Here is a 16,144-nt window from a genome sequence, read left to right on the forward strand (position 1 = left end):
ATCAATTTTACAATTGAAGCGAAACATATGCGTGATATAATAGAATTGTGAAGAAAAAGACTACGATAAGCACCGCCGGACACGGCTCAAGCGATAAGAAATCTCCGTCGAAACGGATGAACTTATATGCCAATTTGGCGCAGAAACATAAGACTAAAAAAGACAAGGACGCGCGCGAACGAGCGGAATATTTGGCGACTTTGCCGAAACATCCCGTAAAGCGATTCTTTTATCGATTACATCCGAAGCGACTAGCGAAATATTGGTTCTCCAAGCGCGGCGGACTGATGGCTCTGAAAATTCTTGGCGTCGGTATTTTGTTGATGTTGCTACTTATCGGCGGAATGTTCGCTTACTTCCGTAAAGACCTCGATAAAATTCGCCCTGGCGAGCTTGCTAAGCGCGTTCAAACGACTGTCACTAAATATTACGACCGCAACGACAATTTGCTTTGGGAAGATAAAGGCACAGGTAATTATCAATTGGTTGTCGAATCTGACCAGATTAGCGACTATTTGAAAAAAGCCACTGTCGCAATCGAGGACCGAAATTTCTACAATCACCACGGCATCAGTATTAGTGGTATGTTGCGCGCAATGCTCTCAACCGCTTCACGCCGCCAAGTTCAGGGTGGATCGACTCTGACACAGCAGCTAGTCAAGCAAGTCTTCTTCGCAGATGAGGCCGGCGACCGATCAATTAGCGGTATTCCTCGAAAGATCAAGGAAATCATCCTCGCAATCGAAGTTGAGCGCATGTATAGCAAAGACCAAATTCTGTCATTATATCTGAATGAGTCTCCATACGGCGGTCGTCGCAACGGCGCAGAATCAGCCGCTCAGACGTACTTCGGCAAGCACGCCAAAGATCTGACGCTGGCGGAAGCGGCGCTAATTGCCGGTATTCCACAGAATCCAACTTACTATAATCCATACAACACCGCTGGAAATAAGGCTTTGATTGCCCGACAACATACAGTTCTGGATTACATGGCTGAGCAAGGCGTTATCACCAAGGATGAGGCTGAAAAAGCTAAAAAGATTGATATCTTAAGCACGCTTAAGCCACAGACCGAGCACTTGGAGAATATTAAGGCTCCTCACTTCCTATTGATGGTTCGCAATCAGTTGAGTAAAGAGCTTGGCGAATCAGTCGTTGGACGCGGTGGATTGACGATTAAAACCACCCTCGACTGGCGAATTCAGGAGAAACTTGAAAATGAAATGAAATCGTTCTTTGCAACGGGTCGACCAGATTCTGTGCGAATTAGTAACGGCGCCGCAACAGTCGAAGACGTTCAGACTGGACAAATCGTAGCGCTTGTTGGTAGCCGTGACTTTAATTACACTGGCTTCGGTCAGGACAACGCCGCAGTTTCCTATATCCAGCCAGGTTCCACGATTAAGTCGCTTGTCTTTGCTCAATTATTTGACAAACACGACAGCAAGCAAGCATACGGTAGCGGCACAGTCTTAGCTGACGAGAACATTGATAAACTGTACGGCGCAACTCTGAGAAACTGGGACAATAAGTTTATGGGTGCCATCAATATTCGAAGAGCACTAGCCCTATCCCGAAACGTCCCAGCTATTAAAGCCGCTTACATCGTTGGTGACGGATCCGCTAAACCAGTCGTCGAGGGAATCCGCAGGATGGGCGATCCTAACTATTGCCGTCAGGAAGAAAATGCCGGTGGTTACGGACTCGGTGCAGCAATTGGCGCATGTGGAACCAAGCAGACAGAATTGGTGAACGCTTACTCAACATTGGCGCGAATGGGAGTCCAAAAAGACATTTCAAGTGTTATCGAGGTAAAGAACAGCCAAGGTGAAACTCTGAAAAAATGGAAAGACGAAGGCAAGCAAGTTATCGACTCGCAATCAGCGTACATTGTGAACGACATCTTGTCCGACCGAACCCCTGGACTTCACGGCTGGATGGGCGTCAATGGCGTTCGAACCTCTGCAAAGACTGGTACATCGGACAAAGGCTCGCAGCCAAAAGACCTCTGGATTATCAGCTACAGCCCAGCTCTGGTTATGGGAATGTGGCTCGGAAACTCCGACACCAGCGTGATTGGTACATCAGCTTCTAACTACGGAATGCCGGTGATTAGAAAGGTTATGGAGTTCGCCCACACCCAAGTTTACGCCAAAGAGGGTAAATGGAAGTCAGGTCAATGGTATGAGCGACCAAGCGGAATCCAGACTGTCAACGGTGAACTCTATCCGTCATGGTGGAATAAGAGACAAAGTCAATCTACAGAGAAAATTACCTTCGATAAAGTCTCTAAGAAAAAGGCGACAAACTGTACTCCGGATGGCGCAAAGGAAGAAATTGAAGTGACAAAGATTATTGATCCTTTGACTAAGAAAGAGTCAATTACCGTTCCTTCAGGCTACGACGCGAACGCAGAAGATGACGTTCACAAGTGTGACGACACTAAACCGCAAATTGGAGCAATATCATACACCAACAGCGGTAAGAAATATACGATAAATGTCGACATTACAGCAGGAACTTGGGGCTTATCGGCAATCGAAATTACCGTGGACGGAAAGAGCATTAAGAGTTTAGAAATTACTTCAAGCGGCAAGCAGACCGCCACAGTAGAGCTTGATACGGCGGGAGCGCACACAGTTTCTGTAACCGTAAGAGACTCGGCATATTACACCGCCACGTCAACTGGCAGCATTCAAGTTAACTAAATAAACTATTGTTTATTCACCAAACTAATCAGCTCAGCCTCGTGTTGAGCTGATGTTTTTGAGCGACCATTTGTGCGCTTTTTAGGAACGCTAGTCTTCTGCTTTACAGGTTTTTTCTGTTCAACCACAAGCTTCGCAAACATCATTTTTCCAGCGTCGGTCTGCAAGCTTCGGATAATCTCAATTTTCTTCGTTTGCCCAATGTAGCGCTTGGCGTTCTCAACAACCACCATCGTTCCATCTTTCAAATAGCCAACCGCTTGATGAGAATCTTGCCCCTTCTGCGACAGCTCCAAATCCAGCTCATCACCAGGCAAATAACTCATCCTCAAACTTTTCGCCAGCTCATTGATATTCAAAACCCTAACGCCGTCAACTTGCGCTACCTTATTCAAATTGTAATCAAGCGTCAACACTGCCGCATCCATTTCCTTTGCCAATTTCAGTAAGCGCGAATCCACACCTTCTGGTACGCGAACATTATCATCATACAGCTCGAATGAAGACTTCAAAATATCCTTAAGCTCCTTCACAACATCCATACCGAATCGCGCCCTTTCGCGCTTGTCATGGTCTGCGCCGTCGGCTAATAATTGCAATTCTGTCAATACACTCCTTGGTACGATAACTTTTCCCAGCAAAAATCCAGTCTTCGCCAGCTCAGTCACTCGCCCATCCATGAGTACTGACGTGTCGACCAAAATCGGCGCCGCGCCCACAGATGAATTTCGTCGCGGTTTTGCCAAGAGATAAACTTCGGCTACCAAACCAAGCAACATTATAATTATTATCAATCCGTAAAAATCTTTCATTTTTTCCCTTTCTATTGTAAATAGTCAATCAGCGCCTGCCGCATATCACTGACGCCTTTTATAAATTTATCTTTATGAACTTTTGGCGCAATCGCATAAGTGAAGCCCAGCTTCTTCGCCTCTTTAATTCGAGCTTGCCAATTCGTCGCCGAGCGAACCTCGCCACCCAAACCAATCTCGCCAAACACCACAGCACCTTCGTCCAGACTTCGCCCAGCGCTAGCGCTAGCAATCGCCATCGCCACAGCCAAATCGGCCGCTGGATCATTTAATTTCAGGCCGCCGACCACATTGACATAAATATCTTTGTCCGCCAACTTCAACTTGGTTCTCTTCTCTAAAACCGCCACCAATAGATTCAATCGATTCAGATCAAAACCACTCGCCGTGCGCTTAGGATAGCCAAAATTCGTCGGATTAACTAGCGCCTGAATTTCCACCAAAAGCGGACGTGCGCCTTCCATGGTCGCCAGCACAATTGACCCATCCAGATTCTGACGCTCCGCCAGAAGTTCCGCCGACGGATTCTTTACGATTCTTAGTCCCTGCTCGTCCATTTCAAAAATCGCCGCCTCATTAGTCGAACCATATCGATTCTTCTGTGCTCGAACAACTCGAAAACCGCCATATCGATCGCCCTCAAAGTTCAGTACAACGTCCACCAAATGTTCCAATATCTTCGGCCCAGCAATTGAGCCCTCTTTAGTGACGTGGCCAACCAAAATGACTGCCGTACCCGAAGCTTTGGCGGCGCGAATAATCACGTTTGATGAGTTTGTGATTTGGCTAACCGACCCCGGAGCAGAGGAAATCTCGCTGAGAGAAATTGTCTGAACCGAATCGACAATTGCCAAATCATACCCGCCTTGCTGAATTGACGCTGCAATATCTTCCGCGCTATTACTGGACGCCAGCTGCATTTTTTCCGAATCAGCCGCACCCAAACGCTCCGCACGAAGCTTCACCTGAGAAACCGACTCCTCGCCGCTCACATATAACACCGATTTTGTCTTGGCGATATGTGCCGCAACTTGCGCCAGCAGCGTACTTTTCCCAATTCCTGGCTGACCCGCCACCAACACCACGCCGCCAACCAGAAAACCACCACCCAAAACAGTGTCCAAATCGTCAATTCCCGTGCTTAATCTTTCTAGCCCAGCCTCAGAGGCAGCTTCACGAATGCTAGACGTTTTCAAGGCTTTGCCGCGCCCAGCCGATTTATCAACAACGGACGACCCGCCAGAAGAAACGACCTGCTCGACTAGCGAATTCCATTCCCCGCAATTTTCACACCTGCCAGCCCACTTTGAAAAACTAGCTCCGCACTGCTGACAAACAAATTGACTTCTAGCTTTCGCCATTATTTCGCCCCCTCCAAACTATCCAAACTTTTATTCAATTCATCAATCTGCACGCCCAATTCCCTGAGCCTCAAAACATCAGAATTATAAGAATTGATCTCAGAATTCAAATTGGCACGCCTTTCGTTCAACTCCGAGAGCTCCGCCTTCAAGGCTTGACGTTGACTATAAAAATCACTCTGCGACAAGAATCCGCCGCTAGTGCCCGCTCGCCGATTAAAGTCCGCCACGCGACCATTATAATCCGCCAAATCAGTCGAATATTGCGATAATTCTCTGTTCAATTTTTCCTTCCGGGCCTTCAACGACTCACTCAACTTCTGTGCTTCATTTTCTCTGGATTCAAATTTTTCTTGATATTGCGCATGCAGTTTCACGACTTCGGATCTATCGGTAAAATATCGTCGGTAATATTCTTCCAGTTCGTCGCCCAAATCGGCAAATTCCGTCCCTAAAATTGAGTGCAGCTCGTTAGCTCTAGTTCCAGGTTGCGCGCGATCATAATACTCTATCCGCTCAGACAATTTTTTATTTTTCACATTGTTATAAGCCTGCTCCAAAAGCTCGCTTAAATGAGATTTTTCCGACGCGCTCAACCTTTCCCAAGCAGCGTGCAACATCTCATGCGCCGCCGTCACTTCTTTCACGCCGTCAAGCTCAGAATTGGTCACGTTATAAATATAAATATCCCTAGACGACGGATTGTAACAACCCAAAATCGCGTTTCCCTTTTCCACACGCCGACAATCTTCGTTAAACTCATTTGCCGATTTGATTTGCGGATTAGAAACATAGAACATTTTTCTGCCAGTGTCTGACATTTTCACGCGGTCAGCAATAGCGACAATTTCCGCACTCGGCTTATATTGCCACAGCGTAATCTCATCAATAATTTGCTGACGATTCATCATCACAAAAACCGCAGCAGAAAGTACAATTATCGGCGTGAGGACGCTGAATATTTTACGCACGATTGACATTAATCACCACCTTATCATTATCAATTTTAGCCTCCAGCGCGTCGCCAGGTTTTGCTTTATTTGACAGTAAAACATCGCTCAGCGGATCCGCTAATTCCGACTGAATTGTTCGTCTTAAAACTCGCACGCCACGTTGCTCGTCAAATCCCCGATCAATCAACCAACACTTCGCCGAAGAAGTAATATCAAGCGTCATTCCATGTCGACCAACAGCTTCGATCAAGTCAGACGTGAGATTATCAAAAATCTTTCGTACGACCGAACGAGAGAGTGGCTTAAATGTAATCACGCTATCAAATCTGCCAATCAATTCTGGACGCAAAAATTCCTCAAGCTCACGCAGAGCGGCACGCGAATTTTTCTCGTGACGATTTTCGCTAGCCGACTTTTTCTGCCCAGACGCACCAAATCCCAGCTCCGAATCCTGAATCATTTGCTCGGCGCCGACGTTGCTCGTCAATATGACAATCGTCTGCCGAAAACTCACCGTTCGCCCGTGAGAATCGCTCAACTTGCCGTCCTCCAAAATCTGCAAAAGCAGATTCAGAACGTCGGGATGCGCCTTTTCAATTTCATCGAACAATACCACGCTATACGGTCGACGACGAACTTTATCCGTTAATTTCCCGCCATCCTCATAGCCAACATAACCAGCCGGCGCACCAACCAGCCGACTAGCCGTGTGACGCTCGGAAAACTCGCTCATGTCAATTTTAATCAAGCTATCCTCGCCACCAAAAACTTCCCGCGCCAGAACTCGCGCCAATTCCGTTTTGCCCACTCCAGTCGGACCCAGAAAGATAAACGACCCAAGCGGCCCACTCTGACGATTTAGTCCGGCTTTATTGCGGCGAATCGCGCGCGCCAGTTGCTCAATCGCTTCATTCTGACCAAGAACGCTCTGGCTCAGTCGTTTTTCCAAGCGAATCAAATCTTTCATCTGATTTAATGATAATCTGTCAATCGGAATATTCGTCATTGCCGAAACCGCTCGACGCAAATATTCATCAGTCAACACCGGCTCATCACTGGCTTCATCTCTCAGCGCTTCGGCTTGCAATTCCAATTGTCGCATTTGCATCTTAAATCCTGCGGCTTTTTCATAATCCTCAGCCTCGACCGCGGCGTCAATTTTTCCAGCCAATCGCTTAATTTGGCGAGCCAACTTGTCCTTACGCGACAATTTTATTGGTGAGCTAGACTTCAATAAACTCGCTGCCTCGTCAATCACGTCGATCGCTTTATCTGGCAAAAATCGCTCCGTCACGTAACGCTGGCTCAAATCCACCGCCTCAGTCAACATTTCGTCAGGAATCTGAACTTGATGATGCTTAGCCAAATTGACACTTAAGCCGCACATCATCTCCACCGCCTCTTCTGGCGATGGCTCATTGATCGTCACCGACTGGAAGCGCCGTGACAACGCAGCATCTTTTTCGATATGTTTTCGATATTCATCAAACGTCGTCGCGCCAATTAGTCGCACCTCGCCTCGCGACAACGCTGGCTTCAATACATTCGCCGCGTCCATCGAGCCTTCGGCCGAACCAGCGCCAACCAACAGATGTAACTCGTCAATAAACAAAATAACTTCTTGATGTTTTTTGGCGACCGCCAGAACTTTTTGCAATCTCTCCTCAAATTGCCCGCGATATTTCGTCCCAGCAATCATCGCCGTCAAATCCAGTTGAAAAAGTCGCTTACCCTTCAAAAATTCGGGAACTTTATTATCATCAATCCTCTGCGCCAAGCCCTCAACGACCGCAGTTTTACCGACGCCAGGTTCGCCAATCAGCGCTGGATTATTCTTGCTACGCCGACCTAAAATCGTGATCATTCGCTGAATTTCCGAGGCTCGACCAATAACCGGATCCAAAAATCCTTCGCTAGCACGCCGCGTCAAATCGACACCAAATTTCTCCAAAACTCGCAAATCGCCAGAATTTTTACTCGCCACACTGCGTTCACTCTGCAGAGATTCAAACTGCTGTTTATCAAACACATCTTCCAAACTTCCACGCAGATTGTCAATGTCGACATTCATATCTCGCAGCAATTTAGTCGCTCGCGCCTCGTGTTGCTGCAGCATTCCATAAACGATGTGTTCTGTGCCAATTTTTTCCTGTCCAAATTCAACCGCTAATTGCCAAGCAATTCTTATCAATTCAACAACTTCTGCGCTTAGACCCTTACTTACAATCGTAATCACCAGCGGCTTTGCGGTCAGATTCAATGCCATTTCCGCACGATCCAAAGTTACGCCGTTTTCAGCCAAAATCTTCGCGCCTAGCGACGAATTTTGCGCCAACACACCAAGCAAAATATGCTCCGTGCCAACATATTCACTCCCCTCATTATGCGCCAGAAAACCAGCCCGTCCCAAACTGGCCCGAGCCGTTTCCGTCAGCCGAGGTTCTAATTCAGAAAAATCTTCTGACATATCGCCCTCCTTTCGTTTTCGGCGATTCGCAGAAGGCAGCTTATTCCGCCACCTCCTCAACTACGCTCATCAAGCTATCCTCAATATTCTTTCGAGGTTTTGGCTCTACCTTAACAGGAGCTTTTGCTTCGATGTCTAATTCATAGCCAGTCAATCGACTTGCCAAGCGAACGTTCTGTCCGGCACGACCGATTGCTATTGACTGCTGGTCTTCACTAACATAAACCGTCGCACGCTTCTCGTCTTCATTGACAGTCACACTCAAAACCTCTGCTGGACTCATTGCATTAGCAATAAATCCAGCCGCATCTTCCTCATATGGAATAATGTCAATTTTTTCCTGCTCGCCAATTTCATTCATCACAGCCTGAACGCGGGCGCCGTGACCACCAACAAACGTACCGACTGGATCAACGCCAGGTAGCGCTGAAGAAACCGCCAATTTAGTTCGGCGACCAGCTTCGCGAGCGATTGCCTTAATCTCAACTGCACCAGTTTCCATCTCTGGAACTTCTTGATTGAACAAGAATCGCACAAATTCTTCATTGCCGCGGCTAAGAATCAATTGCGGACCGCGACCTTCGCGCTCAATGTCCTTAATATAAACCTTAATTCGACGACCAACGCCGTAATATTCGCCAGGAATTTGCTCACTCTGAGGCATAATTCCGACAGCCTTGCCCAGCTCAATTCGCACAACACGTGGCTCAACTCGCTGAACCGTACCAATAACAACCGTACCGATTTTATCTTCAAATTCCGCCAAGACAACTTCACGCTCAGCTTCGCGCAAACGCTGCAGAATCACTTGCTTAGCGGTCTGAGCAGCAACTCGACCAAAAGTCGTCACGTTATGAGTTTCCATCACAACTTCACCGCCAAGTTCAGCCGCAGAATCTATCTCCTTAGCTTCCTCTAGGTCGATTTGATTGGCGTCATTCTCAACTTCTTCAACGACAGTTTTAACAACCGACACGACAGCCGTACCGTTATTGATATTCAAGCTAGCGCGAACCAACTGATCTCGCGTACCGTTATCACGACGCCAAGCCGCCGCAATCGCCTGCTCAATCACGCTCAAAACTGTTTCTTCTGGCAAGTTTTTTTCTTCAGCAATCGTACGCACTGCCAACGTCAACTGCTTGATATTCAAGTCTTCCATTATGTTCTCCTTCTTATTAATTATATCTTTTTCCGTCTCAAACTTCCATAAACGAAAAACTCCGACCTGCCGGCCGGATTAGTACTTTTCTATTGTAGCGGAAAGATTCTATTCTGTCAATCCAATTCTTTTCGCCAAAGAGATAAACATTTCTTAGTGGATGGCGATATTTGGTCAAAGCCAATTCTTTGGTAAAACTCTTCAGCGGATTTTAGGGAATACAATTTGACGGCACGCGCGTCTGGATATTCACCAGCCAAAGCTTCAATAGCCGCCCGACCAATTCCTCGCTTGCGCGCAATTTCCCTAACAAAAAGGTCTTCTATAGTAATCTCGCCGTCACCATTAGAGCATACAGTCATAAGTCCAGATGACAACTCTTCGCCAGGAGTATCGATAGCAAATACATCACTACCGTAGTAATTATTCATGCCTTTTACATATTCTATTAAATCCTTTTTCGCACTATCCGTAAACTCGCAGCCCAAAACGGACTCCGAATGAGCTATGGCTGCCCGTTCCAAAGCCTCATCATCATTCACCGACAATTTAGTAAGACATACTTCAGATTTCATTCTACCATTTTATCATAAAAACGTATTTTGTCAATATTATACTTCCACGCATTTTTCCAGGATTCCCGACATCGCGCTTTTTTCAGCTTCCGTTACCCACAAGCGATATCGTCGCTTTATTGCTATCTGGCGCGCTACATACTGACAACGAAACGGCTTATTACTCGGCAGCCAAGTCGCCGCGTCGCCGTCACCTTTGGCTTGATTTGCTGGGCCGTCAACCGCTAATAAATTTAATGGATCATTCGCTAATTTCTCTCGTTCTTCTGGAGAAATTTGCTGCGCACCCTTTTGCCAAGCATCGCTCAAAGCCACGACGTGATCAATCTGAACCTTAGAACTGGTTTTTTCACCGCGCTGAAATTGAATTGTTTGACCAGTGTATGGATCATTCAGCACACCCGACAAAACTCGACATTTTTCATCAATTTTCTCATCCGTCAAATCTCGGGCCAGAATCACTTCCCGCACAGAGCAGCCGTTAATTTTGCCCCAGCCGTTTCCAAATTGCTTTCTGGAATAACCAGTCTTTGGTGCACGTCCTTTGACTTCTATCTTTTCCAATTCCGATTTGGCGTTCGAAGCACCAAATAATTCTCGTTGCGTTGAAGTTTGAATTGTCTGAGGTTCGGGCTGTGAAATTTGTGAAGCCCAAATCGCCGCGCCGACAATCAAAATCACCAGCGCAACCACCACTTGCCGACGTCGTATTTTATTCACCCTCATGACTGTATTATAATTAAACTATGACTAAAGTTCCACGCTTACTTGACACATTCACACCAAATCATTACAACCTAACTCTCGATTTAACACGCGCCGAGAAAAAAGAATTTTCTGGCACAGTTATCATTTCTGGCGATTCCACCAGCGAATCAATTTCGCTACATTCCAAAGGCTTAACAATTCAATCAGCCACAATCAACAATCAGCCCGCCGACGTTTCATTTGGTGAGTTTGACGAATTGAGATTATCTCAGCCGAACCTTAAAGACGGAAATCACACAATTCACATCATTTTTTCCGGAAATATTACCGACGCAATGCACGGCTTGTATCCTTGTTATTTCACTCACGACGGCGTTAAAAAACAGCTTTTCGCGACTCAATTTGAATCACATCACGCCCGCGAAGTTTTCCCTTGCGTTGATGAGCCGGCCGCCAAAGCCGAATACGATTTGACACTAATCACCCGAACAGGAATAGCAGTTTTGGGAAATATGCCCGTAAAAAGCGAAGAAGAAAATGGCGACTCACTCACAACGACATTTGAGAAAACCCCACGAATGAGCAGCTATCTTCTGGCTTTTGTCATCGGTGAATTGCACAAAAAATCCGCCCGCACCAAATCTGGCGTCGAGGTTAACGTCTGGGCAACGCCAGCTCAGAATGAAAATACATTAGATTTTGCGTTAGATATAGCCGCTCGCTCAATTGATTTTTATGATGAATATTTCGGCGTCAAATATCCATTGCCAAAATCCGATCACGTCGCCCTTCCCGACTTTTCGTCTGGCGCAATGGAAAACTGGGGCTTAATCACTTACCGAGAAAGTTGTTTACTGGCAGACCCTGAGTTGACCCCAGAATCATCCAGGCGCTTCATTGCCACGGTTATCGCGCACGAACTTAGCCATCAATGGTTTGGCAATCTCGTTACCATGAACTGGTGGAACGACTTATGGCTCAACGAAAGCTTTGCCAATATGATGGAATACGTGGCGATTGATGCACTCCAGCCAGATTGGCGTATGTGGGAAGATTTTGCCACAAATGAAGTAACAGCCGCACTCAGGCGCGACAGCTTAGACGGCGTACAATCCGTTCAGGCCGACGTCAATCATCCAGATGAAATCAGCACATTATTTGACCCGGCGATTGTTTATGCTAAGGGCGGACGGCTGCTTGCTATGGTTAGAAAACTTATAGGCGAAGAGGCATTTCGCGCTGGACTTAAATCATATTTTGAAAAATTCGCGTATAAAAATACCGTCGGAAATGACTTATGGCAAGAATTAGAGTCGGCGAGCGGTCAGCCAATCGTCAATTTAATGAACGCTTGGATTTCCCAGCCAGGACTCCCTGTCGTATCGGTTTCAAGCAGCCACGACACGGCAACTTTAAGTCAAGAGCGATTCTTCATTGGTGAACACCAACCATCCGACGCATTATGGCCGATTCCATTATTCGCAAACCAGCCACTTGACGTAAAAATCTTGAATCAAAAAGAAACCACCGTTTCCATTGAAAAGCCATTGCAATTAAACTGTGGCTTAAGCGCCCACTTCATCACCAAATATGATGAATCCACTCGCGAATATTTATTGAAAAACATTACAGAATTGCCAACCTTGGATAAGATTTGTATCTTACAGGACGCGACAATACTCGCCCGCGCTGGATTTGAAAATTCGGCGTCACTACTTCCATTGGCATTGTCGCTAAAAACCGAAACCAACGAAAAAGTCTTCGGTATGGCGGCTGGTTCTTTGACAGAACTACGAAAATTCGTCGATGACAATGACGCCGCCAGAGATTCATTAAAGAAAATTTCTGGAGAATTTGCGCGCGCCACATTTGAAGAGCTTGGCTGGGATGAAAAAGACGGAGAATCGGATGACGACCGCGAACGACGCACCACAGCTTTGAGTTTGATGATGTATAGCGAAGATAAAGAAGTTTTGGACGAGGCAAAAACGCGTTTTGACAGCAATAAGCCGGAAGACTTACCGACAGAAATTCGAGCTTTAATTATCAGCGTAAACGTAAGACATTTTGAGACGCCAGAGATGATTGAAAATCTCTTTGGCACATATAAAAACACGCCGTCAAATGACCTGCAGAATGATATTGCAATTGGACTAACTTCCACTAAAAACCCTGAAACAGCAGAAAAAATTCTTGCCAACATTAAAAATTCCAATGTTATCCGCCCGCAAGACGCCAGCCGTTGGTTTGTGTATTTAATTCGGGCCAGAGAAAGCCGCCAGATTGCGTGGAATTGGCTGAAAGAAAACTGGGCGTGGGTCGAAGATACGTTTGGCGAAGATAAAAGCTATGATGACTTCATTCGCTATGCCGCCACAGCCCTACTAACAACCGACGAACTTAATGACTTTCGACAATTCTTTGAACCGATGGAAAATATTCCAGCCCTCGCCAGAACGATTAAGCTGGGAATTACCGAAATATCAGCACGCGCTGAACTGATTAAACGAGACAAAGAGGCGGTTATCTCCGCGTTGTAAATAATTTGGTCGCATTATTTTATGGTTTTTGACAAAATCTATTGACATTTTATTCTATTAGTGGTATAAATAGACACAGCTTTTGTTGACAGAACAAATGTTTTGTCTGAAAGCGCACTTTGACAAGTGAAGAGAATCTATAAGACGAAGGTGAGATTTTGCGGTATTCTAATAAGTGCCTCAAAACCTCATCTTCGATATATGCCATCCGGGCGTTGATCAGTGTTTCCAGCACGGGCGTTCGCCCAGATGAGGAGAGAGTACTACAATGTCGTTTATTACCGATGAAGTCAAGGCAAAGAGGGCTGCCAACCTCAAGGAAACAGAGGAGAGGATGGAGACACTCAGGAGAAATGAAGTCTCCCGTTTTCTCGAAGAGGGAATCCCCACACTGTGCGAGGAAGCCAGGAAAGCCGCAATCAATGAATACCTTATGAAAGGTAAGCTTCCAGATAAGATCTGTATCTCTGATCATAACCGTCTAGTCACTCCGGCAGTTGCAAACAGTCGCGGGTGTCGTAAGGAGCTCCTTAAGAAACTCCAGAGCCTCGAAGAGAAGGTCTGTGGTATTGAATTCCAATACACAGACTCCAACACGTGGGGAATTACTCCCGACCCCTGTATTGTCATCTACTTCTCCAACAACCAGGAGTAGCAGGCAATAGCCTCGCAAACATGGCGAGTCTGTAGACTCTCCGTCAGATTCTCTCACTTGTCATGTTTGCTCCATAGATGCGTGTCTATGCTGATGAGTCGGAAACGACGAAAGCGAACAATTTACTCCAACACCACACATTCTTCAACTACAGGCGGATTTCCGTCGACAGAAATTGCCAGCATTTGCATATCACAGCTTCCATACTGCGCATTTTTGGCAATGAATATTTCAGCAGCAAAACGCATTTGTTGCTGTTTTTTATTTGTAATCGCCGCCAAGCCATCGCCAAAATTGTCATTTTTACGATATTTGACCTCTGTAAAATATAAAACATTATCTTTTTTACTAACAATATCAATTTCACAATATCGCGTTCGCCAATTCCGCTCTATAATCTCATGACCATCAGCGACCAACCAATCCGCCGCCGCTTGCTCACCTTTATCACCAGTTTGACGCGTTGTGTCTTTTTGCTGGTTTTTAGACTTTCCGTCGTCAGACGCATTTTGCGAATTCGCCCCAGTATTAGCATATTTAGCCAACGGCGCAAAACTCAATCGATGAAGTGGCGTTATGCCCAGATTATCAATAGCCGCTCGATGCTTCACCACACCATAACCAACGTGCGAAGAAAAATCATATCCCGGATAAATATTATCCTGCTTCGCCATAAATTTATCGCGAGCCACCTTAGCAATAATCGACGCCGCCGAAACGCTCGGAATCAGACCGTCGGCTTTCGCTATAATTGTTACATACTTTTCTAGCGGTGTGCCCGCCAAAAAATTGACCGTCCCATCGATAATAATCTCATCAAACTTCGAGCCATTTTTCTGACATTTCGCTTGAATTTCTTTGACTGCGCGCCGCGTCGCCAGTTTAAGCGCCTCGCTCATCCCTATTTCATCCAGCTCCTCAGCAGAAACCCAACCCAACGCCCAAGCCGATGTTTGCTCGCGAATTTCCTCATCAAGCAACTCACGTCGTTTTTTGGTCAATTTTTTACTATCATCCAGTCCTTCAATTTCAGCGCCACCCAAAACCACCGCGCCAATCACCAACGGTCCAGCCCACGCGCCGCGCCCGACTTCATCAATCCCCAGAATCACCTGACAATCTTCCCTTTTTCGTTATAAAATCCGCAATAGTCCAGCCAATCCAAACTGTTGCCGCGCCTAATGTATTCGCCAAAATATCCCAATTCGTGTCGTCCAATTTTATACTCGCCAAGCCCACCTTGACCATAAATAATTCCGCCAACTCATTAATACAACCCAGTGCCGAAACTAAAGCAAATACTGAAAACGCCATCACCAACCAGTGCGCCCGCCATTTCATCGACGAAACCAAATACACCCAGAACAGCCCCGTAAATAGACCGCCACCCACAAAGTGTGTCGTAAAACTAGTGTCCTGTCCGTCAATCAACGGCGATGGCAAATACCAAGATATGAAAAACAACAAACACGCTACGTAAAGTAGCCAGCGATATTTTTGCTCACTATCAAAGCCGTTTTTCTTCAAAGCATAAGGAGCCGCCACAGCCAAGGTCGTCGGAACAAGGACGGATATATAATGAAATATTGCCATATTGAGATTATAACATGAGAAAACCGCCTCAGATTAAGAGACGGTTTTTAATGATTAGCCAATTGACAATTACGCGTCTTTATGGCGAGCTGCAACTTCAGCAGCCTTAGCGTCAAGTTCAGCCTGAGCGGCATCTTTTTCAGCTTGTTTTGCAGCAGCAGCCTGAGCAGCTTCTTCCTTCAAGCGTTCAGCTTCCGCTTCTGCCTTAACGTCATGAATGTCATTAACAGCAGCGCGATCAAAGTTCTTAGCTGTCAAGCGAGCTGACTTACCGCTACGCTGGCGAAGGAAGCTTAAGAACTTGCGGCGAACCTTAGCACGACGAACAATCTCAATCTTCTCAATCAGTGGACTGTGCATCAAAAATGACTTTTCAACGCCAACGCCTGAAGCAATCTTTCGAACCGTAATGCGTGATGTGTGTGATTTTTTATTGTCGGTGCGGATAACAACACCCTCGAACATCTGAATACGCTCTTTGTTGCCTTCCTTAATTTTCTGGTAAACGCGAACTGTGTCACCACTGCGAGCATCGACAACTGCTTGCTTTTTTTGTGCTTGGTTGATTTTGTTGATTAACTCAAAACTCATAATTTTTCCTATCTTCCGA

The 16,144-nt window shown here is 46.1% G+C and carries 13 protein-coding genes; 3 read left to right on the forward strand and 10 right to left on the reverse strand.

Going from position 1 to position 16,144, the window contains the following annotated elements:
* Positions 1 to 47 precede the first annotated feature (47 nt).
* Positions 48 to 2,708, forward strand: coding sequence for a transglycosylase domain-containing protein (locus tag AACH20_RS01320; RefSeq protein ID WP_338503420.1), 2,661 nt, complete (start codon positions 48 to 50; stop codon positions 2,706 to 2,708).
* A gap of 5 nt (positions 2,709 to 2,713) precedes the next feature.
* On the opposite strand, the gene AACH20_RS01325 is transcribed toward AACH20_RS01320, so the two are convergent.
* The 7 genes from AACH20_RS01325 to AACH20_RS01355 all read right to left on the reverse strand — a co-directional run bounded on the left by AACH20_RS01325 (position 2,714) and on the right by AACH20_RS01355 (position 10,764).
* A complete protein-coding gene (locus tag AACH20_RS01325) occupies positions 2,714 to 3,520 on the reverse strand; it encodes a PIN/TRAM domain-containing protein (protein ID WP_338503422.1) in 807 nt (268 codons plus the stop codon).
* An 11-nt stretch (positions 3,521 to 3,531) separates the two neighbouring features.
* Positions 3,532 to 4,881 (reverse strand): DNA repair protein RadA, encoded by a 1,350-nt coding sequence (gene radA / locus AACH20_RS01330; RefSeq protein ID WP_338503424.1) that lies wholly within the window; start codon positions 4,879 to 4,881, stop codon positions 3,532 to 3,534.
* Positions 4,881 to 5,861 (reverse strand): hypothetical protein, encoded by a 981-nt coding sequence (locus tag AACH20_RS01335; protein WP_338503427.1) that lies wholly within the window; start codon positions 5,859 to 5,861, stop codon positions 4,881 to 4,883. Before AACH20_RS01335 ends, radA begins: the two co-directional genes overlap by 1 nt.
* The gene (locus AACH20_RS01340) at positions 5,845 to 8,301 is read right to left on the reverse strand and encodes an ATP-dependent Clp protease ATP-binding subunit (RefSeq protein WP_338503429.1); all 2,457 of its coding nucleotides are present in this window, start codon (positions 8,299 to 8,301) and stop codon (positions 5,845 to 5,847) included. Before AACH20_RS01340 ends, AACH20_RS01335 begins: the two co-directional genes overlap by 17 nt.
* 40 nt (positions 8,302 to 8,341) lie before the next feature.
* Complete coding sequence (gene nusA / locus AACH20_RS01345) at positions 8,342 to 9,463, reverse strand: transcription termination factor NusA (RefSeq protein WP_338503431.1); 1,122 nt, start codon at positions 9,461 to 9,463, stop codon at positions 8,342 to 8,344.
* A 116-nt stretch (positions 9,464 to 9,579) separates the two neighbouring features.
* A complete protein-coding gene (locus AACH20_RS01350; protein WP_338503433.1) occupies positions 9,580 to 10,038 on the reverse strand; it encodes a GNAT family N-acetyltransferase in 459 nt (152 codons plus the stop codon).
* Between the two features lie 36 nt (positions 10,039 to 10,074).
* Complete coding sequence (locus tag AACH20_RS01355; protein ID WP_376787504.1) at positions 10,075 to 10,764, reverse strand: HNH endonuclease family protein; 690 nt, start codon at positions 10,762 to 10,764, stop codon at positions 10,075 to 10,077.
* Positions 10,765 to 10,784: 20 nt separating this feature from the next.
* Between AACH20_RS01355 and AACH20_RS01360 the strand changes: the two genes are divergently transcribed.
* Entirely contained in the window at positions 10,785 to 13,286 is a 2,502-nt protein-coding gene (locus AACH20_RS01360; RefSeq protein WP_338503435.1) for a M1 family metallopeptidase, read from the forward strand.
* A gap of 268 nt (positions 13,287 to 13,554) precedes the next feature.
* A complete protein-coding gene (locus AACH20_RS01365; protein ID WP_338503437.1) occupies positions 13,555 to 13,941 on the forward strand; it encodes a hypothetical protein in 387 nt (128 codons plus the stop codon).
* Between the two features lie 122 nt (positions 13,942 to 14,063).
* Here the strand turns inward: AACH20_RS01365 and AACH20_RS01370 are convergent, their stop codons facing one another.
* The 3 genes from AACH20_RS01370 to rplS form a co-directional block, all read right to left on the reverse strand.
* The gene (locus AACH20_RS01370; RefSeq protein WP_338503439.1) at positions 14,064 to 15,053 is read right to left on the reverse strand and encodes a ribonuclease HII; all 990 of its coding nucleotides are present in this window, start codon (positions 15,051 to 15,053) and stop codon (positions 14,064 to 14,066) included.
* The gene (locus AACH20_RS01375) at positions 15,037 to 15,534 is read right to left on the reverse strand and encodes a hypothetical protein (protein WP_338503441.1); all 498 of its coding nucleotides are present in this window, start codon (positions 15,532 to 15,534) and stop codon (positions 15,037 to 15,039) included. Before AACH20_RS01375 ends, AACH20_RS01370 begins: the two co-directional genes overlap by 17 nt.
* A gap of 69 nt (positions 15,535 to 15,603) precedes the next feature.
* Positions 15,604 to 16,125 (reverse strand): 50S ribosomal protein L19, encoded by a 522-nt coding sequence (gene rplS / locus AACH20_RS01380; RefSeq protein WP_129637077.1) that lies wholly within the window; start codon positions 16,123 to 16,125, stop codon positions 15,604 to 15,606.
* Between the last annotated feature and the right edge of the window lie 19 nt (positions 16,126 to 16,144).

The sequence above is a fragment of the Candidatus Minimicrobia sp. QA0096 genome (assembly GCF_963967315.1).
Taxonomy (GTDB): Bacteria; Patescibacteriota; Saccharimonadia; order Saccharimonadales; family Saccharimonadaceae; genus Nanosynbacter.

Bases quoted from the DNA above. Each gene is read 5' to 3' on its own strand.
- AACH20_RS01325 (WP_338503422.1), bottom strand. From the start codon at position 3,520: ATGAAAGATTTTTACGGATTGATAATAATTATAATGTTGCTTGGTTTG.
- radA (WP_338503424.1), bottom strand. From the start codon at position 4,881: ATGGCGAAAGCTAGAAGTCAATTTGTTTGTCAGCAGTGCGGAGCTAGT.
- AACH20_RS01335 (WP_338503427.1), bottom strand. From the start codon at position 5,861: ATGTCAATCGTGCGTAAAATATTCAGCGTCCTCACGCCGATAATTGTA.
- AACH20_RS01340 (WP_338503429.1), bottom strand. From the start codon at position 8,301: ATGTCAGAAGATTTTTCTGAATTAGAACCTCGGCTGACGGAAACGGCT.
- nusA (WP_338503431.1), bottom strand. From the start codon at position 9,463: ATGGAAGACTTGAATATCAAGCAGTTGACGTTGGCAGTGCGTACGATT.
- AACH20_RS01350 (WP_338503433.1), bottom strand. From the start codon at position 10,038: ATGAAATCTGAAGTATGTCTTACTAAATTGTCGGTGAATGATGATGAG.
- AACH20_RS01355 (WP_376787504.1), bottom strand. From the start codon at position 10,764: ATGAGGGTGAATAAAATACGACGTCGGCAAGTGGTGGTTGCGCTGGTG.
- AACH20_RS01360 (WP_338503435.1), top strand. From the start codon at position 10,785: ATGACTAAAGTTCCACGCTTACTTGACACATTCACACCAAATCATTAC.
- AACH20_RS01365 (WP_338503437.1), top strand. From the start codon at position 13,555: ATGTCGTTTATTACCGATGAAGTCAAGGCAAAGAGGGCTGCCAACCTC.
- AACH20_RS01375 (WP_338503441.1), bottom strand. From the start codon at position 15,534: ATGGCAATATTTCATTATATATCCGTCCTTGTTCCGACGACCTTGGCT.
- rplS (WP_129637077.1), bottom strand. From the start codon at position 16,125: ATGAGTTTTGAGTTAATCAACAAAATCAACCAAGCACAAAAAAAGCAA.